Genomic DNA, 22,694 nt, shown 5'->3' on the forward strand with positions numbered 1-22,694 from the left:
TTATCATCAACCGGAGGATGCCATGTCGATACCTGCTCACGATGGCAAAAAAGCCCCACAATTTTCATCTTTCAAGCCTGCGCCAACGCCGCAGAAGACCGATGACTGCTGCTGCGAAGGCGCGTGCTCGCCCCCTGAATCGGTTGTTGAAACGGTAAAAGGCACTCGCTACAGCTGGAAAGTGTCCGGGATGGACTGCGCCGCCTGCGCCCGCAAAGTGGAAAACGCCGTGCGCCAGGTCAGCGGCGTCAACCAGGTCCAGGTGCTGTTTGCTACCGAGAAACTGGTCGTCGACAGCAACGGCGATCTCCGTCAGCAAATCGAGAACGCGGTGCAAAAAGCGGGTTACACCCTGCGCGATGAACAGGCGAAGGAAGACGTCCCCGAATCCCGCTTTAAAGAGAACCTGCCGCTGCTGACGCTTACCGTCATGATGGCGCTCAGTTGGGGACTGGAGCAGTTTAACCACCCGTTCGGTCAACTGGCGTTTATCGCCACGACGCTGGTCGGCCTGTTCCCGATTGCCCGCCAGGCGCTGCGTCTGATTAAAACCGGCAGTTGGTTTGCCATTGAAACGCTGATGAGCGTCGCGGCTATCGGGGCGCTGTTCATCGGTGCCACGGCAGAAGCGGCAATGGTATTGCTGTTGTTCCTGATTGGCGAACGACTCGAAGGCTGGGCTGCCAGTCGCGCCCGCAAAGGGGTCAGCGCGCTGATGGCGCTGAAGCCAGAAACCGCGATGCGTTTGCGCGACGGCGTGCGAGAAGAGGTGGCAATCAACACCCTGCAACCGGGCGACATCATTGAAGTCGCCGCCGGGGGACGTTTGCCTGCCGACGGTAAACTGATCTCCGGTTTTGCCAGTTTTGATGAGAGTGCGCTGACGGGCGAATCGATCCCGGTAGAACGCGCCACCGGCGAAAAAGTACCGGCAGGAGCCACCAGCGTGGACCGTCTCGTCACGCTGGAAGTCGTCTGCGAACCGGGTGCCAGCGCGATTGACCGGATCCTGAAGTTAATCGAAGAGGCCGAGGAACGCCGCGCGCCAATTGAGCGTTTTATCGACCGCTTCAGCCGGATTTATACGCCGGCGATTATGGCCATTGCCCTGCTGGTGACGCTCGTCCCGCCGCTGTTGTTCGCCGGCGCCTGGCAGGAGTGGATTTATAAAGGGTTAACGCTGCTGCTGATCGGCTGTCCGTGTGCGCTGGTGATCTCCACGCCAGCGGCTATCACTTCCGGCCTGGCGGCGGCGGCCCGTCGCGGGGCATTGATTAAAGGCGGCGCGGCGCTGGAACAATTAGGCCGTATCACGCAGGTCGCCTTTGATAAAACCGGGACGCTGACCGTGGGGAAACCGCGCGTGACGGCGATTCACCCGGCGACCGGTGTCAGCGAGTCTGAACTGCTGACGCTGGCGGCGGCCGTCGAACAGGGCGCAACGCACCCGCTGGCACAGGCCATTGTGCGCGAAGCGCAAACCACAGGGCTGACAATCCTGCCCGCCGAAGGGCAACGGGCGCTGGTAGGCTCAGGGATTGAAGCGCAGGTGAATGGCGAAAGCGTTCTGATTTGCGCCGCCGGGAAACGTCCTGCCGACGCCTTTGCCGAAGAGATTAACCAACTCGAAAGCGCCGGACAGACCGTCGTTCTGGTTCTGCGCAACGAACGTGTAATCGGGGTAATCGCCTTGCAGGATACGCTGCGCGACGATGCCCGCACCGCCATCAGCGAACTTAACGCGCTGGGCGTGAAGGGTGTGATCCTGACCGGCGATAACCCGCGCGCGGCGGCAGCCATTGCCGGCGAACTGGGTCTGGCATTTAACGCAGGATTGCTGCCGGAAGATAAAGTGAAGGCGGTCACCGCGCTGAATCAGCAGTCACCGCTGGCGATGGTGGGTGATGGCATTAACGATGCGCCGGCAATGAAGGCCGCCGCCATTGGTATCGCGATGGGTAGCGGCACCGACGTGGCGCTGGAAACAGCGGACGCCGCGCTGACGCATAACCGCCTCACGGGGCTGGTGCAGATGATCCAACTGGCGCGCGCGACCCACGCCAATATTCGTCAGAACATCACCATTGCGCTGGGGCTGAAAGGGATATTTCTCGTCACCACGCTGCTCGGGATGACCGGCCTGTGGCTGGCGGTGCTGGCGGATACCGGGGCAACGGTGCTGGTCACCGCCAACGCCCTGAGATTGTTACGTAAAGGATAACGTGTTTTTGCCGGATGGCGGCGTTGCCTTATCCGGCCTACGAGCCGTGTGCGGTGCATTATCCTTTGTAGGCCGGATAAGCGTTAGCGCCATCCGGCGTCGCTTACTGGCCTTTACGCACCAGATAGCGATACGGCAGAGAGTCGGTCTCTTTTGCCACCAGCTCGTGTTCCATAAAGGTACAAAAACCGGGAATATCACGGGTGGTCGCCGGATCGTCCGCCACAATCAGCAGCGTTTCGCCGGTCTGCATGTTGCGTACGGTTTTACGCACCATCATTACCGGCTCCGGACAGCGGAGTCCCTGGGCATCAAGGGTATGGTCGGCAGAAGAAAACAGATCGCTCATCATGGTCTCATTCACTAAAAAAACGGCTGTAGTTTACGCTCAGTTCCGAAGTAAGCCAATCAGGTTAACGATTGCGTGAAAAATAGCCATTGCATTACCGCCGCAAAGCAGTATCATGCGGCGGCTTAAAAAAACGAAGACGCGTTATTGGCGCAGCCAGTTTATTTGAAGGCCAGCGCACAGCGCCCGACGCGTACACGGAGTACGTGCGGCGCGCGAGCACTGCCCGAAAGCAAAATGGCAGTAAAATAGCGTGTAGCACGAATTGGGTTCCCTCACCCCAATAACCATCAAAAAGGTACAATATGAACGCATTTACACAATCACAGCGCATGAAAGCGTTGTTCTGGCTATCGCTATTCCATTTGCTGGTGATCACCTCCAGCAACTATCTGGTCCAGCTTCCGGTCTCCATTTTTGGTTTCCACACCACCTGGGGCGCGTTTAGCTTTCCCTTTATTTTCCTCGCAACCGACCTGACCGTGCGGATTTTTGGCGCGCCGCTGGCCCGTCGAATTATCTTTGCGGTGATGATGCCGGCGCTGCTGATCTCCTATGTGATTTCGTCGCTGTTCTATATGGGTTCATGGCAGGGATTTGGGGCGCTGATGCACTTCAATCTGTTTGTCGCCCGTATCGCGGTCGCCAGTTTTATGGCCTACGCGCTGGGACAGATTCTCGATGTACACGTCTTTAACCGCCTGCGTCAAAACCGCCGCTGGTGGCTGGCACCGACGGCCTCGACGCTGTTTGGCAACGTCAGCGACACCCTCGCCTTCTTCTTTATTGCGTTCTGGCGCAGCCCGGATGCCTTTATGGCCGAGCACTGGATGGAAATCGCCATCGTCGATTACTGTTTTAAAGTGCTGATCAGCATCCTTTTCTTCCTGCCGATGTATGGCGTATTACTGAATATGTTGCTGAAAAAACTGGCAGATAAATCTGAAATCCCGGCGATGCAGGCAAGTTGAGCTAAAGGTTCCTTTTCCGGGTTGTGATAAGATGAACGGATGAGCCGTTATGGCCGTTTATCGAAAGGAAGAAGTCAATGCGTAATCTGGTTAAATATGTCGGTATTGGCCTGCTGGTTATGGGGCTGGCGGCCTGTGATAATAGTGATACGAAAGCGCCGGCAGAGGGCACGGCGGCAGAAAGCAACGCAACCGGTCAACCGGTTTCTCTGCTGGATGGCAAACTGAGTTTCTCCCTGCCGGCGGATATGACTGACCAGAGCGGCAAGCTGGGTACGCAGGCCAATAATATGCACGTTTACTCTGACGCGACCGGCCAGAAAGCGGTCATTGTCATCGTTGGTGATAACACTAACGAAGAGCTGTCTGTGCTGGCAAAACGTCTGGAAGATCAGCAGCGCAGCCGCGACCCACAACTGCAGGTGGTGACCAACAAATCCATCGAGCTGAAAGGCCACACGCTGCAACAGTTAGACAGCATTATCTCGGCGAAAGGCCAGACCGCTTACTCATCCGTCGTACTGGGTAAAGTGGATAACCAACTGCTGACCCTGCAAATTACGCTGCCGGCTGACGACCAGCAGAAAGCGCAAACGGCTGCGGAAAACATCATCAATACGCTGGTTATTCAGTAACCGTCAGGATGATGAAACGGCCTCTGGCGATTCCTGCGGAGGCCGTTTTTTTAACCGCCAGGTTAACAGTAGCGCAATCGCCACCAGACCCGCCGCCGCCAGGTAAATCACCGGCACGCCAGCCCAGCTCATCACCAGCCCGGCCAATGGCCCCGTCACCCCCAGCGACAGATCCATAAACACCGTATAGGTTGCCAGCGCCGAGCCCTGATTCTGCTGCGGCACGGCTTTTACCGCCACCACGCCAAGCGCCGGGAAGACCAGCGAGAAACCCATTCCTGCCAGCAGCACGCCGATTTTTGCCATCCACGGCATCATCGCCACGCCCACCAACAGCAGTCCGACAATCTCAACGCCAAAGCAGATCATCGCCACGTTCAGACCGCCCAGGCGGTTGATACCGTTAGGAAACAGCAGACGCGTACCGATAAAAGCACAGCTAAACAGGGTGAGCGCAAACGCCGCGCCGTCCCAGCCTTTGGCGTCATAGAACAGGGTGATAAAGGTGGCGATCACCCCAAAACCCGCCGAGGCCAGCGCCAGCGCCATCCCGTATAGCCAGACGCGTCCGAGCACCGCACGAAAGGGAAGTGGCTTTCCTTTACTCGCTTTCACCGCCGGGCGCGGAATCGCCAACAGAACCGCCAGCAGCGCGATCCCCATGATAATCAGCGCTAATCCCTGTAGTCCGCTCCAGTTGTAAAACAGCACGCCGAGCGGTGCGCCGACCGCCATCGCCCCGTAGGTCACAATACCGTTCCAGGAGATCACCCGTCCGATATGTAGCGAACCCACCACGCCTATTCCCCACAGCGTCGAGCCGGTCCCGGCGAAGCTCTGTCCAATCCCCAGAATGACGCGACCCAGACACAGCAGCAGCAAACTGGCGACCGGCCAACTGCTGACGCTTCCCGCCAGAAAATAGCCCGCGCCGCTGAGAAAACAGCCGCACAGACCAAAAACCACAATCTTTTTCGGACCGAGTAAATCCGCGTAGCGTCCGGCATGAGGGCGACTGAGCAAGGTCGCGAAGTATTGCAGGCTGATGACCAGTCCCGCCCAGAAGGCGCTAAAGCCCATCACATCATGGACATAGCCAGGCAGCACCGCGAGCGGCAGGCCGATGGTCAGGTAGCTGGCACAGTTAAACATCACAACAGAAACAATGCGCAGATTGAGGCGCAATCCATTAAGCGCCGGTTCAGCGACGGGTTCGGGCATGGGGACCACCACGTTTTTACAACAATGTTTCATTTCTATCATGCCACGCCGGGAAAATCAGCAGCCAGATTAGGAATATCGGCAGCAGGCCAGCCGCTACACTTAATGAAAATCAATAACAGGAAGCCACCATGACAACCCCTCAGCCCGATAAAACGGGTTTACATATTCTGCTCAAACTGGCCGCGCTGGTCGTCATTCTCGCCGGGATCCACGCCGCCGCAGATATCATTGTGCAACTCTTGCTGGCACTCTTTTTTGCCATTGTCCTCAATCCGCTGGTCACCTGGTTTATTCGCCGGGGCGTGAAACGCCCGGTGGCAATTACGATTGTGGTGGTTGTGATGCTGTTTGTGCTCACCGCGCTGATTGGCGTGCTGGCCGCCTCGGTTAACGAATTTATTGCCATGCTGCCAAGGTACAACAAAGAACTGACGCGCAAGGTCTTGTATGTACAGGAGATGATTCCATTTTTAAATCTACACATGTCCCCGGAACGGATGTTACAGCGAATCGACTCCGACAAAATTGTCACCTTCACCACCACGCTGATGACCGGGCTGTCGGGCGCGATGGCCAGCATCATTTTGTTGGTAATGACCGTCGTATTTATGCTGTTTGAAGTCCGCCATGTGCCTTACAAAATGCGTTTTGCGCTGCATAACCCGCAAATCCACATTGCCGGACTGCACCGGGCGCTGAAGGGGGTTTCGCACTATCTGGCGTTAAAAACGCTGCTCAGCCTGTGGACCGGGGTCATTGTCTGGTTGGGACTGGAATTGATGCACATTCAATTTGCCCTGATGTGGGGGGTGCTGGCGTTCCTGCTGAACTATGTCCCAAACATTGGCTCGGTGATTTCCGCCGTTCCACCGATGGTTCAGGCGCTGCTTTTCAACGGCATTTATGAGTGCGTGCTGGTGGGGGCGCTGTTCCTGGTGGTCCATATGGTATTAGGCAACATGGTTGAACCACGCATGATGGGGCATCGCCTGGGCATGTCGACGCTGGTGGTGTTCCTTTCCTTACTGGTCTGGGGCTGGCTGCTCGGCCCGGTGGGAATGTTGCTCTCCGTCCCTCTGACCAGCGTGTGTAAAATCTGGATGGAAACCACGACAGGCGGCAGCAAACTGGCCATATTACTGGGCCCGGGGAGACCGAAAAATAGATTACCGGGATAAACCTGCCCTACCAACCAGGGTAGTTTCATTCACTTACAGATGAAAGTACTATAAGGCGCGCTTTTGTTATCTGAGTATTTCAATAAGCGCGCGGTTTCCTTTGCAAAATGAGATGCAAAATGAGATCCAGCTCTTCCGCAGTGCATTTAATTCAAATTAAATGATATCGACAATGGAATTTAAGTGAGAATTAACTGACTAACGCCATGATAACCCGGAAGATAAATTACCTTCTGCGTTCACTCATTAATTACAAGAATTTCACCGCCGTTCGTCAAAGTTAACATTAATAATAGTCGGTATTATTGTAACTAAAACTAAATTCAGAAATGCATTCAACGTTAATATAAATAGTGATTTTGATAGGGAGTTTTCATGAAACAATACATTAAGTGGTTTGCGGCGATTGCGGTTGTTGGTGCGCTGGCGGGTTGTGCGCGTACTGCCCCCATCGATCAGGTTCACTCTTCGGTTACCGCAGGCCACACCCAGGATCAGGTAAAAAATGCGATTCTGAAAGCCGGCATTCAGCGTAAATGGATCATGACTGAAGCGGGTCCGGGGGTGATCAAAGCGCGTCAGCAGTCTCGCGATCACGTTGCGGAAGTGCGCATTACCTACACCGCTTCCAGCTACGATATCAAGTACGACAGCAGCCTCAATCTGCAGGCTTCTGGCGGTAAAATTCATAAAAACTACAACCGCTGGGTACGTAACCTGGATAAAGACATTCAGTTGAACCTGTCTGCGGGTGCAAATCTGTAATGACGCCTGAAGTCGGGCCGCGCGCGGCCCGATAACCTTTTTCGTTTTCTTAACAGGTTGTACTCGCCATGTACGAACAGGACTCCCTCAGCGCACTGGATGCGATCACTGAAGCGCAGCGTATCGCCTTCGCCCCCATGCTGTTTCAAACCGCGCTTTGCCTGCGAAATGCAGATGTGCTGGCTTATCTTGACCGCCAGGGTAAACAGGGTGCAACGCTTGAAGAGATCGCCGAAAACAGTCACGTCAACGAATATGCGGTCAGCGTTCTGCTGGATATGGGATTAAGCGGACGCATCATCACCCATCAAGCGGGACGCTATTATCTGGCGAAAATCGGACATTTCCTTTTGCATGACACCATGACTCGCGTGAATATGGATTTCACCCACGACGTCTGTTATCAGGGATTATTCTTTTTAGAAAATGCGCTGAAAGAAGGAAAACCATCCGGGTTAAAAGTATTTGGCGACTGGCCAACCATTTACCCGGCATTGTCACAATTACCACCGTCCGCGCGTGAAAGCTGGTTCGCCTTCGATCATTACTATTCTGACGGTGCGTTTGATGCAGCATTACCGCATGTATTCGCCAGTTGTCCTGCAACCCTGTACGATGTAGGCGGAAATACGGGTAAATGGGCAATACGCTGTAGCCAGTTCGACGAAAATATCGCGGTGACGCTATTAGATTTGCCACAACAAATTGCACTTGCCCGCGAAAATATCGAAAATGCAGGATTATCTGATCGCATCGATTTTCATGCGGTGGATATGCTTGGCGATGCGCCTTTACCCACAGAGGCCGATATCTGGTGGATGAGTCAATTTCTTGACTGTTTTTCACCGGAGCAAATTGTCGCCATGCTCAGCAAGGTTGCCCGTGTGATGAAGCCCGGTGCAAGGCTGTGCATTATGGAGCTGTTCTGGGATGCGCAGCGCTTTGAAGCCGCCTCATTCAGTCTGAATGCGTCTTCGCTTTACTTTACCTGCATGGCGAACGGCAACAGCCGTTTCTACAGCGCAGAGAAATTTTATGGCTATCTGGACAAGGCAGGGTTCCAGGTGGAAGAACGCCACGATAATTTAGGCGTTGGACATACTTTACTGATATGTCAGAAGAAAAAATAACAAAGTAGCATCAGAACGCTACTGGAATCACCGGTATACCGCGGACGCGCGTTGATGAAATTCTCACTAAACATTACCGACTGGCGGGCGATGGCGCCAGGTCTGGGCGAATCAATACAGTGGTTGCAATGGTCACGGCATCCGCACGCCATCGATCCGGCGGCGGCACAGGGAAAACTGCGTGAACTGCCAATGATGACCGCCCGTCGTCTTAGCTCCGGCAGTAAACTGGCCGTCGAGTGCGGGCTGGCGATGCTGCGTCGCCACGATATCGATGCGGTGCTGTACACCAGTCGGCACGGTGAACTTGAACGTAACTACCGCATTCTGCATGCGCTGGCGACCGAACAGGCGCTCTCACCGACCGATTTCGCGTTGTCGGTACACAATTCAGCGGTGGGCAACCTGACTATCGCGGCCAAACACCCCATCGTCTCGTCATCGCTTTCCGCCGGGCGCGATACCTTCCAGCAGGGGTTATGTGAAGTCATCTGCCTGCTACAGGCGGGTTATCAGCGCGTGTTGATGGTCGACTTCGACGGTTTTCTTCCCGAGTTCTACCACCCGCGACTCCCGGAAAATATGCCAACCTGGCCGTACGCCACCGCACTGGTCTGCGAAGCAGGTAACGACTGGGTGTGTGAGAGCGAACCGGTTCTGGCTGGCGCTGAAACCGCGCTCCCGCAAAGCCTGCTATTTTTACAGCACTATTTACTGAATGCCGAGGCGTTTACCCTCCCCGGCGAGCGCGTGCAGTGGCACTGGAGTCGGACATGAAAGGGGTCATCTCCTCGTTGAACCGACTCTGGCGGATCGCCATGACCGGCTTCTGCTTCGCCCTCTTCGGACTCGGCGGGCTGCTGCTTTCGGTCGTCTGGTTTAACGTTTTGTTAGTTTTCGTATGGGACAACGCCCGCCGCCGCCGCATTGCCCGGCGCAGTATCGCCGCCAGTTTCCGTCTCTTTTTAACGGTGACCCGCGTGCTGGGCGTGCTGGATTATCAGATGAAAGGGGTGGATATTTTGCGTCAGGAACGCGGATGTCTGGTGGTCGCGAATCACCCCACCCTGATCGATTATGTACTGCTGGCGTCGGTGATGCCCGAAACAGATTGTCTGGTGAAAAGCGCGCTGCTGAAGAACCCATTTCTCAGCGGCGTGGTGCGCGCCGCGGATTATCTGGTGAACAGCCAGGCGGACGCCCTGTTACCGGCCAGTCAGCAACGACTGGCGCAGGGCGATACGATTTTGATTTTCCCCGAAGGCACCCGCACCCGTCCGGGCGAAGCCATGACGCTGCAACGCGGCGCGGCGAATATCGCCGTGCGCTGCGGCAGCGATATTCGCGTAGTGACCATCCATTGCAGCCAGCGCATGCTGGATAAAGAAAGCAAATGGTATCAGGTGCCGCCAACTAAACCGCTGTTTACCGTCGAGGTACGCGAGCGGGTGAAGCTCGACCACTTTTACGACGCAAATTTACAAGAACCGGCGCTGGCGGCAAGACAGCTAAACCGGCATCTTTTGCTTCAATTACAACCAGGTACGTTACCTCTCTCAGGAATTAATGATGCAAGCGCTTTATCTTGAAATTAAAAATCTCATCATAACCACATTGAATCTGGACGAACTGTCGACAGACGACATTGAAACCGAGGCGGCGCTGTTTGGCGACGGCCTGGGACTGGACTCAATTGATGCCCTGGAACTGGGACTGGCGGTAAAAAATCAGTACGGCGTGGTGCTTTCTGCGGAAAGCGAAGAGATGCGTCAGCACTTCTTCTCCGTCGCCACGCTGGCATCGTTCATTAATGCGCAACGTGCCTGAGGAGAGTCCGCTATGACCGATCAACACGCCATCTATGACGAAGTCTCTGCGCTGCTGGTTAAGCTGTTTGAGATAGATCCACAGGACATTAAACCTGAGGCGCGTCTGTACGAAGATCTGGAACTGGACAGCATCGATGCGGTCGACATGATCGTCCATTTGCAAAAGAAGACCGGTAAGAAGATCAAACCGGAAGAGTTCAAAGCCGTACGCACCGTGCAGGATGTCGTTGACGCGGTAGAACGCCTGCTTAAAGAAGCCTGATTCGCCGTGTCGGGCGTTCGCACATTGCCTGTGCTGACAGGCGTGCTGTTACTCGCCTGGCCTTTCCTGATTTGGTTTGGTCTGGCGCATCATAGCCTGCAGTGGTTACTGCCGCTGATGGCGCTGCTGCTGTTCTTACGCTTTCGCCAGACCCGGCGACAGGCGGGACCGTTGCGCGTGGTCACCCAGGTGGTGGCGGCGGTGGGTATCACGCTGTGCATCGCCAGTTACCTGCTTAAAACCCATCAGCTTCTGCTGTTTTATCCGGTTGTGGTGAACGCCGTCATGCTCGCCGTTTTTGGCGGCTCGCTCTGGTCTTCCATGCCCATAGTGGAACGACTGGCACGATTGCGCGATCCCCAACTCCCGGATGCGGCGGTGCGTTACACCCGCCGGGTGACGCAGATCTGGTGCGCCTTTTTTATCTTCAATGGCGGCGTGGCGCTGTTTACCGCTCTCCATGGCGATATGGCGATGTGGACCGCGTGGAATGGCATGATTGCCTACCTGCTGATGGGCCTGCTCATGGGCAGCGAATGGCTGATACGCCGTCGGATGATTAATCGAGATTTGCAATGAAGCAGACCCTGACGCTTGCCGAATGGCTCACCTCCCCTCGTCCGGCGAACACGCCCATCGCCTGGCTGGACGAACGTCACTGGACGCTCGGTCACTTGCGCCACGATGTCGCACGGTTGATGGCGCACCTGCAACAGCAGGAAGGCAGTCGCTGGGCACTCTGTTTTGAAAACAGCTATCTGTTTATCGTTGCGCTGCTGGCCGCCCTGCATGCGGGGAAAACGCCTGTGATTCCAGGGCATAACCGCGTCTCTTTGCTGGACGAGCAGCGGGCGTTGTTTGACGGTGTGCTGAGCGATAAAACGCTCGGCTGGCAGGGACCGCTGTGGGTTGTCAGCTCAGCCATGACGCTCAGCGACGAGGCGTTTATCTTCCCGCCCCTGCGCCACGATGCGTTTATCGAGCTGTTTACCTCGGGCTCGACCGGGCAGCCGAAACGTATCGTCAAACCCGTTGACCGTCTGGACCATGAAGCCGAACTGTTGGCAGCGCGCTTTGCCGACCGCCTGGCAGGCTGCCGGATAGTGGCCTCGGTTGTACCACAGCATCTGTACGGTCTGACGTTCCGCATTTTCCTGCCGATGGCGCTGGGCCTGCCGCTGCATGCGGCCATGCTTTACTATGCGGAACAACTGGCCGCGCTGGGCCGCGAACATCGCTATGTGTTTATCAGCAGTCCGGCGTTTTTAAAACGCCTCGACCACCAGCTTCCTGCGCCGTCGGTGGACATGATCCTCTCGGCAGGCGGCATGTTGCCGTGGCAGGACGTGACGCAGACCGCCGCCTGGCTGAACGTCTGGCCGGATGAGATCTACGGCAGCACCGAGACCGGCATTCTGGCCTGGCGCTATCGTCAACAAGAGAATGTCACCTGGCTGCCCTTCCCCGGCGTGTCATTTACCGCAGAAGATGAAGCATTTCGCGTCTTCTCTCCGCTGATCGCCGACGCTAACGGTCTGCTGCTTGACGATATCCTGCAGTTTGAGCCAAACGGCCAGTTCCGCCTGATGGGACGCCGTGGGCGAGTGGTCAAAATTGAAGAGAAACGCATTTCGCTCAGCGAAGTTGAGCAACGCCTGCTGGAGCTGGAGGGCATCCGCGACGTCGCCGCCCTGCCGATTGCGCGTGGCGGTCGCCAGGGGGTGGGCGTACTGCTGGTCCTGAATGACGAGGCGCGCCAGCGCTGGCAGAACAGCGGCGGAAAAACCCAGGAGCTGACGTGGCGACGGGCGCTGCTGCCGTGGCTGGAGCCGGTCGCCGTACCGCGTTACTGGCGGGTCATCGACGAAATCCCGGTCAACAGTATGAATAAGCGTGTCTATGCGCAATTACAGGAGTTGTTTCATGATACCCCATGAAATTGAGCGCCATCAGGCACAGCCCCAACAGATTGAGGTCGTCCTGCATCTTGATCCTTCCCTTTTCTGGTTCAGCGGCCATTTTGCCGTGCAGCCGCTGCTGCCGGGCGTCGCGCAGATGGACTGGGTGATGCACTATGCCACCACCCTGCTCGCCCCCGGCTGGCGTTTTCACAGCATTCAGAACGTGAAGTTCCAGGCACCGCTGCTGCCGGAAAACACCGTCACGTTAACCCTGAGCTGGCAGGAAGCACGTCAGCTCCTGACGTTTAGCTATCAACGCCACGATGGCGATGCGCGCCATACCGCCAGCAGCGGGAAGATCCGGCTATGTCGTTGACCTTGTCCCCCTGCGTGCTGATCCCCTGCTATAACCACGGCGCCATGATGTCGCGCGTGCTGGCACGCCTGCAGCCATTTAATCTGCCGTGTATTGTGGTGGACGACGGCAGCGACGCGGCTACGCAGCAGGAACTGGACAGGCTCGCCGCAGGCACCGCAAACCTGACCTTAATTCGTCTGGCGGAAAACGCCGGCAAGGGCGCGGCGGTGATCCGCGGATTAGAGGCGGCCGCAGAGGCCGGATTTACCCATGCCGTCCAGGTCGACGCCGACGGTCAACATGCGATTGAAGACATTCCAAAGCTGCTGGAACTGGCACAGGCGCACCCCGCCGCGCTGATCTCCGGACAGCCGATTTACGATGATTCCATCCCCCGTTCGCGCCTGTACGGACGCTGGATAACCCACGTCTGGGTGTGGATTGAAACCCTTTCGCTGCAACTGAAAGACAGCATGTGCGGCTTTCGCGTCTACCCGGTCAGCCCCACGCGCCAACTGGCGCAACGGGTCACGCTCGGCAAGCGGATGGATTTCGACACCGAAGTGATGGTGCGTCTCTGGTGGCAGGGCACCCCCAGCTATTTTGTCCCGACCCGCGTGACGTATCCGCCGGACGGGCTGTCGCATTTCGATGCCTTCAAAGATAACTGTCGTATTTCACTGATGCACACGCGCCTGTTCTTCGGCATGTTGCCCCGCATCCCGTCGCTGCTGTTGCGTCGAGCGTCACCGCACTGGGCGCAGCAGCAGGAAGTGAAAGGGCTATGGGGAATGCGCCTGATGCTGTGGGTATGGCGTCTGCTGGGGCGTAGGGCGTTCACGCTGCTGCTCTGGCCTGTTGTCGGCGTGTACTGGCTGACCGCAGCCCCCGCGCGCCGCGCGTCACAGAACTGGATCGCCCGCGTGCGTGCGCAGTTGACCGCGCACCAGAGACCCGTGCCGGCTAACCTCTCCAGCTATCAACACTTCCTGCGCTTCGGCAACGCGATGCTCGATAAAATCGCCAGTTGGCGCGGTGAGCTGCATTTTGGCCGCGACGTGGTATTTGCGCCTGGGGCAGAAGAGGCGCTGAACGTCAGCGATCCCCGCGGTAAACTGCTGCTGGCCTCGCACCTGGGCGATGTTGAAGCCTGCCGCGCGCTGGCGCAGTTGCAGGGCAGCAAAACCATCAACGCGCTGGTATTCAGCGATAACGCCCGGCGCTTTAAGCAGATTATGGAAGAGATGGCGCCGCAGGCCGGACTCAACCTGATGCCGGTGACCGACATCGGCCCGGACACCGCCATTGCGCTCAAAGAGAAGCTGGAGCGTGGAGAATGGATTGCCATCGTCGGCGACCGCATCGCGGTGAATCCGCAGCGCGGCGGCGAATGGCGCGTCTGCTGGAGCCGTTTTATGGGGCAAGCCGCCCCGTTCCCACAGGGGCCGTTTATCCTCGCCTCGATTTTGCGCTGCCCGGTGGATCTCCTCTTTGCTCTACGCCAGCAGGAGAAGCTGTGCGTTCACTGCGAGCCATTCGCCGACCCGCTGGTATTGCCGCGCGCCGACCGCCAACAGGCGCTACAGCAGACCATCGACCGCTATGCCGAACGCCTTGAGCACTACGCGCTACAGTCGCCGCTCGACTGGTTTAACTTTTTCGATTTCTGGCAGTTGCCGGAACCCAAAAACAAGGAGTAAAGGGTGCTGAACGATCCCCGCTTTACGGCTGAAGTCGAGCTAACCATTCCGTTTCACGACGTCGATATGATGGGCGTGGCGTGGCACGGCAACTATTTCCGTTACTTCGAGATCGCCCGCGAAGCGCTGCTTAACCAGTTCGACTACGGCTATCGCCAGATGAAAGCCTCCGGCTACCTGTGGCCGGTGGTGGATACCCGCGTCAAATACCGCAATCCGTTGACCTTTGAGCAGCGCATTCGCGTACGCGCGCGCCTGGAAGAGTTCGAAAACCGCCTGCGCATTGGCTATGAAATTTTCGACGCCGAAAGCGGGAAACGCGCGACCACGGGGTACACCATTCAGGTCGCAGTGGAAGAGAAAAGCCGCGAGATGTGCTTCGTCTGCCCGGACATACTGTTTGAACGCATGGGGGTGATGCCATGAGGTTTCTGCCGCTGCTGGCGCTGCTCATTAGCCCGTTCGTCAACGCCCTGACGCTTGACGAGTTGCAACAGCGCTTTACCGAACAGCCGGTGATCCGCGCACATTTCGATCAAACCCGGACGATTAAGGATCTGCCGCAGCCGTTGCGATCCGCGGGAACGATGTTGATCGCCCGCGACCAGGGACTGTTGTGGGATCAAACCCGGCCGTTCCCGATGCAACTACTGCTGGACGATACGCGAATGGTACAGGCCATCAACGGTCAGCCGCCACAAACCATCACCGCCGACAACAACCCGCAGATGTTTCAGTTTAACCACCTGCTGCGTGGGCTGTTTCAGGCTGACCGCAAAGTGCTGGAGCAAAACTTCCGCGTGGAGTTTGCTGATAGCGGAGAAGGCCGCTGGACCCTGCGCCTGACGCCGATCACCACGCCGCTGGATAAGATCTTCGCCACTATCGATTTGGCAGGGAAAACGTATCTGGAACGCATTGAGCTGAACGACAAACAGGGCGACCGCACCGATATCGCACTTTCTCAACACCAACTGACGCCTGCGCAACTGACCGATGACGAACGCCAACGCTTTGCCGCACAGTAAACGCCCCGCGCTGTTATGGGGAATCGCCTGCATTATGATGCTGGGCGTGTTGCTGATGTTGCTGCCTCAGGCGCGGCTCAATAGCAGCGTACTGGCGATGCTGCCAAAACAGGCTCTGGGGGCGATTCCCCCGAGCCTGAATGACGGCTTTATGCAGCGTCTTGACCGTCAACTGGTCTGGCTGGTCAGTCCCGGCAAAAAGGCCGATCCGACGATCGCCCGCGACTGGCTGGCGATGCTGCAACAGTCACAGGCATTGGCAGAGGTGAAGGGCCCGATGGATGCCGACAGCCAACAGGCGTGGGGCGCGTTCTTCTGGCAGCATCGCAACGGCCTGATCGACCCGCAGACCCGTGCCCGTTTGCAAAACGGCGGCGAGGCGCAGGCGCAATGGATTCTTTCTCAGCTCTATTCCGCGTTTTCCGGCGTCAGCGGTAAAGAACTCCAAAACGACCCGCTGATGCTCATGCGCGGCTCACAGCTGGCGATGGCCGAAAACGGTCAGCGTCTGCGGCTGATGGACGGCTGGTTAGTCGCGCAGGACAGCCAGGGAAACTACTGGTATCTGCTGCATGGCGAACTGGCCGGTTCATCGTTCGATATGCAACAGACGCATCATCTGGTGACCACGCTCGGCACGCTTGAAGGGGAGCTGAAAGCGCGCTATCCGCAGGCGCAGTTGCTGTCGCGTGGAACGGTATTCTACAGCGATTACGCCAGCCAGCAGGCAAAGCAGGATGTTTCCACGCTCGGTGTGGCGACGGTGCTGGGCGTGCTGCTACTGATTGTCGCGGTGTTCCGTTCGCTACGTCCGCTGCTGCTGTGTCTGCTGTCGATTGCCGTGGGCGCGCTGGCGGGAACCGTCGTCACGCTGCTTACCTTCGGTGAACTGCATCTGATGACGCTGGTGATGAGCATGAGCATCATTGGCATCTCCGCCGACTACACGCTGTACTACCTGACCGAACGGATGGTACACGGCGCTGAAACCTCGCCCTGGGAAAGCCTGGCGAAAGTGCGTAACGCGCTGTTGCTGGCGCTGCTGACCACCGTCGCGGCATACCTGATTATGATGCTCGCCCCCTTCCCCGGCATTCGCCAGATGGCGGTGTTTGCGGCCGTGGGGCTGAGCGCCTCCTGCCTGACCGTGATTTTCTGGCACCCGTGGCTGTGCCGTGGACTACCGGTGCGCCCGGTTCCGGCGATGGTGTTGATGCTGCGCTGGCTTGCCGCCTGGCGACGTAATAAAAAACTCTCCGTGGGTCTGCCGGTGGCACTCGCGCTTTTCGCGCTGGCCGGGCTGGCGACCCTGCGTGTGGACGACGATATCTCGCAGTTGCAGGCGCTACCGCAGCACATTCTGGCACAGGAAAAAACCATTACCGCGCTGACCGGACAGAGCGTCGATCAGAAGTGGTTTGTGGTGTACGGCGACTCCGCGCAGCAGACGCTGGAACGGCTGGAGGCCTTTGTCCCGGCGCTGGTACAGGCGAAAAAAGAGGGGCTGCTCAGCGGCTATCGCACGATCCCGCTGAATTCACTGCCCCGTCAGCAGCAGGATCTCATTTTGCTGAGAAACGCCGCGCCCGCCGTCACTCACGCCCTCAACAACGCCGGACTGACGACGGTCAACCCCGATCTCACCCCTATGCCCGTCACCGTCGATGCCTGGCTTGCCAGCCCGGCCAGCGAAGGCTGGCGACTGCTGTGGCTGAGCCTGGCCGACGGCGAAAGCGGTGTACTGGTGCCGGTAGACGGCGTCAAACAAAGCGCCGCGCTCAACGCGCTCAGCGAGAAATACCCCGGCGTCGCATGGGTGGATCGCAAAAGTACCTTTGACGCACTGTTTGCGCTGTACCGTAACGTGCTGACCGGACTGCTGTTTGTCGCGCTGGCGGTGATTGCCTGCGGCGCGATCGCCCGGTTGGGCTGGCGCAGCGGCGTCGTTAGCCTCGTGCCGTCGGTACTGTCTTTGGGCTGTGGCCTGGCGGTACTGTCATTGAGCGGTCATGCGGTCAATCTGTTCTCGCTGCTGGCGCTGGTACTGGTGCTGGGAATCGGTATTAACTACACGCTGTTTTTCAGTAATCCGCGCGGAACGCCGTTGACCTCCCTGTTAGCCATCTCGCTGGCAATGATGACCACGCTGCTGACGCTCGGCATGCTGGTCTTTAGCGCCACCCAGGCGATCAGCAGTTTTGGCATTGTGCTGGTTAGCGGCATTTTCACCGCGTTCCTGCTTTCCCCTCTGGCGATGCCGACGAAAAAAGAGAAAAAACGAGAATGATGAAACGTATTTTTGCCGGATGGCGGCTGCGCCTTATCCGGCCTACCTGGTCAACACGTTGGCGTAGGCCCGATAAGCGTTGCGCCATCGGGCAATTAGCACTGTGCCTCTTCGCGCTGATCCTCACCGGCTGCAGCCATTCGCAGAAGGCGCAAGAAGGCCGACCGCAGGCATGGCTGGAGCCGGGCACGCGGGTGACGCTGCCTGCGCCGGGCATTTCTCCGGCAGTGAACGCTCAGCAATTGCTCACCGGCAGCTTTAACGGCAAAACGCAGTCGCTGCTGGTGATGCTGAATGCTGATGACAAAAAGATCGCGCTGGCGGGGCTGTCGTCGGTCGGCATTCGTCTGTTCCTCGTGACCTACGACGACAAAGGGCTGCACACCGAGCAGTCCATTGTGGTTCCACAACTGCCGCCCGCCAGTCAGGTGCTGGCAGACGTCATGCTCAGCCACTGGCCCATTAGCGCCTGGCAGCCGCAGTTACCGAAAGGCTGGACGCTGACGGACAGCGGCGACACGCGTGAACTGCGCAATGCCCGTGGCAAGCTGGTGACAGAAATCACCTACCTGAACCGCAAAGGCAAACGCGAGCCTATCAGCATCGAACAGCATGTCTTTAAATACCACATCACCATTCAATACCTGGGTGACTGATATGATTTACATTTCTGCGGTGGGCATGATTAACGCGCTGGGCAACGATACCGATGAGATTGCCGCCAACCTGTCGCGCGGCGCGGCGCCCGGTATGCGCCCGCGCGCCGGCTGGTTACAGGGGCATCCTCACGCGGTGCTCGCTGGCGTGGACGGCGAACTGCCCGCCATTCCCGACGACTTTAGCGCCCACCGTTCGCGCAACAATCAGCTGCTGCTGGCCTCGCTCGGGCAGATCCAACCGCAGGTTGATGAGGCCATTGCGCGCTATGGTCACAGTCGCGTTGCGGTGGTGCTCGGCACCAGCACTTCCGGTCTGGACGAAGGCGACAGGCACGTTAATCTGACGCTGAACGGTGAAGAGAGCCGTCACTGGCAGTATCCGCAACAGGAGCTGGGCGACCCGTCGCGCTTTCTCAGCCACTGGCTAAGGCTGGACGGTCCGGCATTCACCCTTTCCACCGCCTGCTCCTCCAGCGCCCGCGCGATTATCAGCGGACGCCGCTTGATTGAGTCGGGTCTGGCAGACGTCGCCATCGTCGGCGGCGCAGATACCCTGAGTCGGATGCCGATCAACGGCTTCCATAGTCTGGAATCGCTCTCGCCCACGCGCTGTCTGCCATTTGGTCGCGACCGCAGCGGTATTACCATTGGCGAAGGCGCGGCGCTGATGCTGCTGACCCGCGAGCCGCAGCCCATCGCGCTGCTCGGCATGGGAGAATCCAGCGACGCGCACCATATTTCTGCACCGCATCCGGAAGGCGAAGGCGCCATTCGCGCCATCCAGCAGGCGCTGGACGATGCGGGTATCACGCCTGAACAGGTGGGATACATCAATCTGCATGGCACCGCCACGCCGCTTAACGACCAGATTGAATCAAAGGTGGTCAACGCGCTGTTTGGAGAGCGTGTCCCGTGCAGCTCAACCAAACACCTGACCGGCCACACGCTGGGCGCGGCGGGGATCACCGAAGCGGCGCTCAGCATGTTGATTCTGCAGCGTGATTTACCGCTGCCAGCGCAGGATTTCAGCCTGTCGCCGCGCGATCCGACGCTGCCGCCCTGCGGCATCATCGAGCAACCGCAACCGCTTGAACGCCCGTTTATCTTGTCAAATTCGTTCGCCTTTGGCGGCAATAACGCCAGTATTCTGCTCGGGAGAATGTCATGAGCCACTATTTATCGCCCGGCGAATACCTGCCGCACGACGCCCCCATGCTGCTGCTGGACAACGTTGTCAGCGTGCGCGAAGACACCGCCGTCTGTCGCGTCACTGTGACGAGAGACGGTATTCTGGCACCATTTCTTGACCCGCAGGGGAATTTACCCGGCTGGTTCGCGCTGGAGCTGATGGCGCAGACCGTCGGCGTCTGGTCCGGCTGGCACCGCCACCAGCAGGGTCAGGGGGCGATTTCGCTCGGGATGGTGCTCGGCGCGCGCGAATTGATTTGCGCGGCAGGCGTTCTGCCCGCAGGACGAACATTAACGATTACCGTCAAGTTGCTGATGCAGGACGAACGTTTCGGCAGCTTTGAATGCGCAATTACCGCCGACCTGGAGACGCTGGCGACAGGCCGCGTCAATACCTTCCAGCCGTCGGCAGAAGAACTTCACTCTCTATTTCAACAAGGAGCGTCCGCATGAGTCGTTCAGTTTTGGTTACCGGCGCCAGCAAGGGGATCGGTCGCGCTATCGCCCGCCAGTTGGCTGCGGACGGCTTTGTGGTCGGCGTCCACTATCACCGTGATGTACAGGGCGCGCAGGATACGCTGGATGCCATTCTCGCCGTCGGTGGCGCAGGGCGTCTGCTCAGTTTTGACGTGGCGAACCGCGAGCAGTGTCGCGAGGTGCTGGAGCAGGATATCGAGGAACATGGCGCGTGGTACGGCGTGGTCAGCAATGCAGGCGTGACTCGCGATGCCGCCTTCCCGGCGCTGAGCGACAGCGACTGGGACACGGTTATCCATACCAACCTCGACAGTTTTTATAACGTCATTCAGCCGTGCATCATGCCGATGATCGGCGCGCGTCAGGGCGGTCGAGTCATCACCCTGTCGTCGGTGTCCGGCGTGATGGGCAATCGTGGGCAGGTGAACTACAGTGCCGCCAAAGCCGGGATTATCGGTGCCACTAAAGCGCTGGCGATGGAACTCGCGAAACGCAAAATTACCGTCAACTGCATCGCGCCGGGGCTTATCGACACCGGCATGATCGAAATGGAAGAAGCTGCGCTGAAAGAAGCGATGGCGATGATCCCAATGAAACGCATGGGTCAGGCGGACGAAGTCGCCGGGCTTGCCAGCTATTTGATGTCGGACGTGGCGGGCTACGTCACCCGTCAGGTGATTTCCATCAATGGAGGGATGTTATGACGCGTCGCGTGGTGATTACGGGCATGGGTGGCGTCACCGCCTTTGGGGAAAACTGGCAGGACGTTTCCGCCAGACTGCGGGCCTATGAAAACGCCGTGCGCAAAATGCCGGAATGGCAGGTTTATGACGGGCTGCATACCCTGCTGGGTGCGCCAATCGATGACTTTACGCTGCCGGAGCATTACACCCGTAAGCGTATTCGCGCGATGGGTCGCGTGTCGTTGATGTCTACCCGCGCCACCGAACTGGCGCTCGAACAGGCAGGGCTGCTCGGCGATGAGGTACTCACCAACGGGGAGACCGGTATCGCGTATGGTTCATCCACCGGCAGCACCGGTCCGGTGAGCGAATTTGCCACCATGCTGACCGAAAAGCATACCAATAACATCACCGGCACCACCTATGTGCAGATGATGCCGCACACCACCGCCGTCAACACCGGACTGTTTTTCGGCCTGCGCGGGCGCGTGATCCCAACGTCCAGCGCCTGTACGTCCGGCAGCCAGGCCATTGGCTATGCATGGGAAGCGATTCGCCACGGTTATCAAACCGTGATGGTGGCAGGCGGCGCGGAAGAACTGTGTCCGTCAGAAGCCGCGGTCTTTGATACCCTGTTCGCCACCAGCCAGCGTAACGAACACCCCAAAACTACGCCGTCGCCGTTCGATGAACAGCGCGATGGGCTAGTGATTGGCGAAGGCGCCGGGACGCTGATCCTTGAAGAACTTGAGCACGCCAAAGCGCGCGGCGCGACGATTTACGGCGAAATCATCGGCTTTGCCACCAACTGCGACGCCGCGCATATCACCCAGCCACAGCGGGAAACCATGCAGATTTGCATGGAGCAGTCGCTGAAAATGGCGGGGTTAAGCGCGCTGGATATGGGTTATATTTCCGCGCACGGTACGGCAACCGATCGTGGCGATATTGCGGAAAGTCAGGCAACCGCCGCAATTTATGGCGATAATGTGCCAATCTCCTCGCTGAAAAGTTATTTTGGGCATACCCTTGGTGCCTGTGGCGCGCTGGAAGCCTGGATGAGCTTACAAATGATGCGTGAAGGCTGGTTTGCGCCTACGCTAAACTTAAAACAGCCCGACGCCAACTGCGGCGCGCTGGATTACATTATGGGTGAAGCCCGTAAGATTGATTGTGAATTCTTACAGAGCAACAATTTTGCGTTTGGCGGCATCAATACGTCCATCATCATCAAACGTTGGTCCTGACATGTATCGGATCGTACTGGGAAAAGTCTCGACACTCAGCGCAGGCCCCTTACCGTCTGCGCTATCCAATCTGGCGCCGAAGGGTCCTCGACGCGCGCGCTGGCTGGCGGGTCGCGTTCTGCTTTCCCATGCCCTCTCGCCGCTGCCGGAGATTGTTTACGGCGAACAGGGGAAACCCGCTTTTTCACCGGAGACGTCGCTATGGTTCAATCTGAGCCACAGCGGTGATGACATCGCCCTGCTGCTGAGCGACGAGGGCGAAGTGGGTTGCGATCTCGAAGTGATCCGCCCGCGCGCCAACTGGCGCTCGCTGGCAAATGCGGTCTTCAGCCTCAGGGAACATGCCGAAGTGGAAGCGGAACATCCGGATCGGCAACTCGCCGCGTTCTGGCGTATCTGGACGCAAAAAGAGGCGATCGTGAAACAGCGCGGCGGCAGCGCGTGGCAAATCGTCAGCGTCGACAGCACCTTCGACTCCGGGCTTTCGCTGAGCCATTGCCAGTTCGACAACCTGAGCCTCGCCGTCTGCACCCCCACGCCCTTTACGTTGACCGCAGACGCGGTGCAGTGGCTGGAAACGGTCTGACATCGCAAACATACGA

At 58.0% G+C, this 22,694-nt stretch carries 25 protein-coding genes; 23 read left to right on the plus strand and 2 right to left on the minus strand.

Annotated elements, in window-relative coordinates; genetic code table 11:
* Positions 1-22 precede the first annotated feature (22 nt).
* A complete protein-coding gene (gene zntA, locus GBC03_02980) occupies positions 23-2,221 on the plus strand; it encodes a Zn(II)/Cd(II)/Pb(II) translocating P-type ATPase ZntA (GenBank protein QFS69247.1) in 2,199 nt (732 codons plus the stop codon).
* Positions 2,222-2,324: 103 nt separating this feature from the next.
* On the opposite strand, the gene tusA is transcribed toward zntA, so the two are convergent.
* Complete coding sequence (gene tusA, locus GBC03_02985; GenBank protein QFS73897.1) at positions 2,325-2,570, minus strand: sulfurtransferase TusA; 246 nt, start codon at positions 2,568-2,570, stop codon at positions 2,325-2,327.
* Between the two features lie 305 nt (positions 2,571-2,875).
* Between tusA and GBC03_02990 the strand changes: the two genes are divergently transcribed.
* Together GBC03_02990 and GBC03_02995 are read left to right on the plus strand one after the other, a co-directional pair.
* A complete protein-coding gene (locus GBC03_02990) occupies positions 2,876-3,541 on the plus strand; it encodes a 7-cyano-7-deazaguanine/7-aminomethyl-7-deazaguanine transporter (protein QFS69248.1) in 666 nt (221 codons plus the stop codon).
* Between the two features lie 77 nt (positions 3,542-3,618).
* Positions 3,619-4,176, plus strand: coding sequence for a DUF1795 domain-containing protein (locus GBC03_02995; protein QFS69249.1), 558 nt, complete (start codon positions 3,619-3,621; stop codon positions 4,174-4,176).
* Positions 4,177-4,179: 3 nt separating this feature from the next.
* On the opposite strand, the gene GBC03_03000 is transcribed toward GBC03_02995, so the two are convergent.
* Complete coding sequence (locus tag GBC03_03000) at positions 4,180-5,430, minus strand: MFS transporter (GenBank protein ID QFS73898.1); 1,251 nt, start codon at positions 5,428-5,430, stop codon at positions 4,180-4,182.
* Between the two features lie 98 nt (positions 5,431-5,528).
* Between GBC03_03000 and GBC03_03005 the strand changes: the two genes are divergently transcribed.
* The 20 genes from GBC03_03005 to acpT all read left to right on the plus strand — a co-directional run bounded on the left by GBC03_03005 (position 5,529) and on the right by acpT (position 22,678).
* A complete protein-coding gene (locus GBC03_03005) occupies positions 5,529-6,578 on the plus strand; it encodes an AI-2E family transporter (GenBank protein QFS69250.1) in 1,050 nt (349 codons plus the stop codon).
* A 387-nt stretch (positions 6,579-6,965) separates the two neighbouring features.
* Positions 6,966-7,343, plus strand: a complete 378-nt coding sequence (locus tag GBC03_03010) for a hypothetical protein (GenBank protein ID QFS73899.1) — start codon at positions 6,966-6,968, stop codon at positions 7,341-7,343.
* Between the two features lie 68 nt (positions 7,344-7,411).
* Positions 7,412-8,473, plus strand: a complete 1,062-nt coding sequence (locus tag GBC03_03015; GenBank protein ID QFS69251.1) for a methyltransferase domain-containing protein — start codon at positions 7,412-7,414, stop codon at positions 8,471-8,473.
* 54 nt (positions 8,474-8,527) lie between these two features.
* Positions 8,528-9,250, plus strand: coding sequence for a beta-ketoacyl synthase (locus GBC03_03020; GenBank protein ID QFS69252.1), 723 nt, complete (start codon positions 8,528-8,530; stop codon positions 9,248-9,250).
* The gene (locus GBC03_03025; GenBank protein QFS69253.1) at positions 9,247-10,062 is read left to right on the plus strand and encodes a 1-acyl-sn-glycerol-3-phosphate acyltransferase; all 816 of its coding nucleotides are present in this window, start codon (positions 9,247-9,249) and stop codon (positions 10,060-10,062) included. Before GBC03_03020 ends, GBC03_03025 begins: the two co-directional genes overlap by 4 nt.
* Positions 10,043-10,300, plus strand: a complete 258-nt coding sequence (locus tag GBC03_03030) for an acyl carrier protein (GenBank protein QFS73900.1) — start codon at positions 10,043-10,045, stop codon at positions 10,298-10,300. Before GBC03_03025 ends, GBC03_03030 begins: the two co-directional genes overlap by 20 nt.
* A 12-nt stretch (positions 10,301-10,312) precedes the next feature.
* Positions 10,313-10,564, plus strand: coding sequence for an acyl carrier protein (locus GBC03_03035; GenBank protein ID QFS69254.1), 252 nt, complete (start codon positions 10,313-10,315; stop codon positions 10,562-10,564).
* 6 nt (positions 10,565-10,570) lie between these two features.
* A complete protein-coding gene (locus GBC03_03040) occupies positions 10,571-11,143 on the plus strand; it encodes a DNA gyrase subunit B (protein ID QFS69255.1) in 573 nt (190 codons plus the stop codon).
* The gene (locus GBC03_03045; protein ID QFS69256.1) at positions 11,140-12,501 is read left to right on the plus strand and encodes an AMP-binding protein; all 1,362 of its coding nucleotides are present in this window, start codon (positions 11,140-11,142) and stop codon (positions 12,499-12,501) included. Before GBC03_03040 ends, GBC03_03045 begins: the two co-directional genes overlap by 4 nt.
* Entirely contained in the window at positions 12,488-12,841 is a 354-nt protein-coding gene (locus GBC03_03050) for a hydroxymyristoyl-ACP dehydratase (protein QFS69257.1), read from the plus strand. Before GBC03_03045 ends, GBC03_03050 begins: the two co-directional genes overlap by 14 nt.
* Positions 12,832-14,523, plus strand: a complete 1,692-nt coding sequence (locus GBC03_03055; protein QFS69258.1) for a glycosyltransferase — start codon at positions 12,832-12,834, stop codon at positions 14,521-14,523. The genes GBC03_03050 and GBC03_03055 overlap by 10 nt, the downstream gene beginning before the upstream one ends.
* 3 nt (positions 14,524-14,526) lie before the next feature.
* Positions 14,527-14,949, plus strand: coding sequence for an acyl-CoA thioesterase (locus tag GBC03_03060; GenBank protein ID QFS69259.1), 423 nt, complete (start codon positions 14,527-14,529; stop codon positions 14,947-14,949).
* A complete protein-coding gene (locus GBC03_03065; GenBank protein ID QFS69260.1) occupies positions 14,946-15,551 on the plus strand; it encodes an outer membrane lipoprotein carrier protein LolA in 606 nt (201 codons plus the stop codon). Before GBC03_03060 ends, GBC03_03065 begins: the two co-directional genes overlap by 4 nt.
* A complete protein-coding gene (locus GBC03_03070; protein QFS69261.1) occupies positions 15,520-17,838 on the plus strand; it encodes an MMPL family transporter in 2,319 nt (772 codons plus the stop codon). The genes GBC03_03065 and GBC03_03070 overlap by 32 nt, the downstream gene beginning before the upstream one ends.
* An 86-nt stretch (positions 17,839-17,924) precedes the next feature.
* Positions 17,925-18,494 (plus strand): DUF3261 domain-containing protein, encoded by a 570-nt coding sequence (locus tag GBC03_03075; protein QFS73901.1) that lies wholly within the window; start codon positions 17,925-17,927, stop codon positions 18,492-18,494.
* Position 18,495: 1 nt separating this feature from the next.
* Positions 18,496-19,665: a beta-ketoacyl-ACP synthase gene (locus tag GBC03_03080; protein ID QFS69262.1), complete on the plus strand. Its 1,170-nt coding sequence runs from the start codon at positions 18,496-18,498 to the stop codon at positions 19,663-19,665.
* Entirely contained in the window at positions 19,662-20,138 is a 477-nt protein-coding gene (locus tag GBC03_03085; protein ID QFS69263.1) for a 3-hydroxy-fatty acyl-ACP dehydratase, read from the plus strand. The genes GBC03_03080 and GBC03_03085 overlap by 4 nt, the downstream gene beginning before the upstream one ends.
* Positions 20,135-20,866, plus strand: a complete 732-nt coding sequence (gene fabG, locus GBC03_03090) for a 3-oxoacyl-ACP reductase FabG (GenBank protein QFS69264.1) — start codon at positions 20,135-20,137, stop codon at positions 20,864-20,866. Before GBC03_03085 ends, fabG begins: the two co-directional genes overlap by 4 nt.
* On the plus strand, positions 20,863-22,092 hold the full coding sequence (locus GBC03_03095; GenBank protein ID QFS69265.1) for a beta-ketoacyl-ACP synthase: 1,230 nt from the start codon (positions 20,863-20,865) through the stop codon (positions 22,090-22,092). The genes fabG and GBC03_03095 overlap by 4 nt, the downstream gene beginning before the upstream one ends.
* Before the next feature lies 1 nt (position 22,093).
* Positions 22,094-22,678, plus strand: coding sequence for a 4'-phosphopantetheinyl transferase AcpT (gene acpT / locus GBC03_03100; protein QFS69266.1), 585 nt, complete (start codon positions 22,094-22,096; stop codon positions 22,676-22,678).
* Positions 22,679-22,694 lie beyond the last annotated feature (16 nt).

This window comes from Citrobacter telavivensis (genome assembly GCA_009363175.1).
GTDB classification, from domain to species: Bacteria; Pseudomonadota; Gammaproteobacteria; order Enterobacterales; family Enterobacteriaceae; genus Citrobacter_A; species Citrobacter_A telavivensis.

Bases quoted from the DNA above. Each gene is read 5' to 3' on its own strand.
- GBC03_03065 (QFS69260.1), top strand. From the start codon at position 14,946: ATGAGGTTTCTGCCGCTGCTGGCGCTGCTCATTAGCCCGTTCGTCAAC.
- GBC03_03045 (QFS69256.1), top strand. From the start codon at position 11,140: ATGAAGCAGACCCTGACGCTTGCCGAATGGCTCACCTCCCCTCGTCCG.
- GBC03_03085 (QFS69263.1), top strand. From the start codon at position 19,662: ATGAGCCACTATTTATCGCCCGGCGAATACCTGCCGCACGACGCCCCC.
- GBC03_03025 (QFS69253.1), top strand. From the start codon at position 9,247: ATGAAAGGGGTCATCTCCTCGTTGAACCGACTCTGGCGGATCGCCATG.
- GBC03_02990 (QFS69248.1), top strand. From the start codon at position 2,876: ATGAACGCATTTACACAATCACAGCGCATGAAAGCGTTGTTCTGGCTA.
- GBC03_03000 (QFS73898.1), bottom strand. From the start codon at position 5,430: ATGAAACATTGTTGTAAAAACGTGGTGGTCCCCATGCCCGAACCCGTC.
- GBC03_03055 (QFS69258.1), top strand. From the start codon at position 12,832: ATGTCGTTGACCTTGTCCCCCTGCGTGCTGATCCCCTGCTATAACCAC.
- GBC03_03030 (QFS73900.1), top strand. From the start codon at position 10,043: ATGCAAGCGCTTTATCTTGAAATTAAAAATCTCATCATAACCACATTG.
- tusA (QFS73897.1), bottom strand. From the start codon at position 2,570: ATGAGCGATCTGTTTTCTTCTGCCGACCATACCCTTGATGCCCAGGGA.
- GBC03_03005 (QFS69250.1), top strand. From the start codon at position 5,529: ATGACAACCCCTCAGCCCGATAAAACGGGTTTACATATTCTGCTCAAA.
- GBC03_02995 (QFS69249.1), top strand. From the start codon at position 3,619: ATGCGTAATCTGGTTAAATATGTCGGTATTGGCCTGCTGGTTATGGGG.
- fabG (QFS69264.1), top strand. From the start codon at position 20,135: ATGAGTCGTTCAGTTTTGGTTACCGGCGCCAGCAAGGGGATCGGTCGC.
- acpT (QFS69266.1), top strand. From the start codon at position 22,094: ATGTATCGGATCGTACTGGGAAAAGTCTCGACACTCAGCGCAGGCCCC.
- GBC03_03095 (QFS69265.1), top strand. From the start codon at position 20,863: ATGACGCGTCGCGTGGTGATTACGGGCATGGGTGGCGTCACCGCCTTT.
- GBC03_03015 (QFS69251.1), top strand. From the start codon at position 7,412: ATGTACGAACAGGACTCCCTCAGCGCACTGGATGCGATCACTGAAGCG.
- GBC03_03035 (QFS69254.1), top strand. From the start codon at position 10,313: ATGACCGATCAACACGCCATCTATGACGAAGTCTCTGCGCTGCTGGTT.
- GBC03_03020 (QFS69252.1), top strand. From the start codon at position 8,528: ATGAAATTCTCACTAAACATTACCGACTGGCGGGCGATGGCGCCAGGT.
- zntA (QFS69247.1), top strand. From the start codon at position 23: ATGTCGATACCTGCTCACGATGGCAAAAAAGCCCCACAATTTTCATCT.
- GBC03_03080 (QFS69262.1), top strand. From the start codon at position 18,496: ATGATTTACATTTCTGCGGTGGGCATGATTAACGCGCTGGGCAACGAT.
- GBC03_03070 (QFS69261.1), top strand. From the start codon at position 15,520: ATGACGAACGCCAACGCTTTGCCGCACAGTAAACGCCCCGCGCTGTTA.
- GBC03_03050 (QFS69257.1), top strand. From the start codon at position 12,488: ATGATACCCCATGAAATTGAGCGCCATCAGGCACAGCCCCAACAGATT.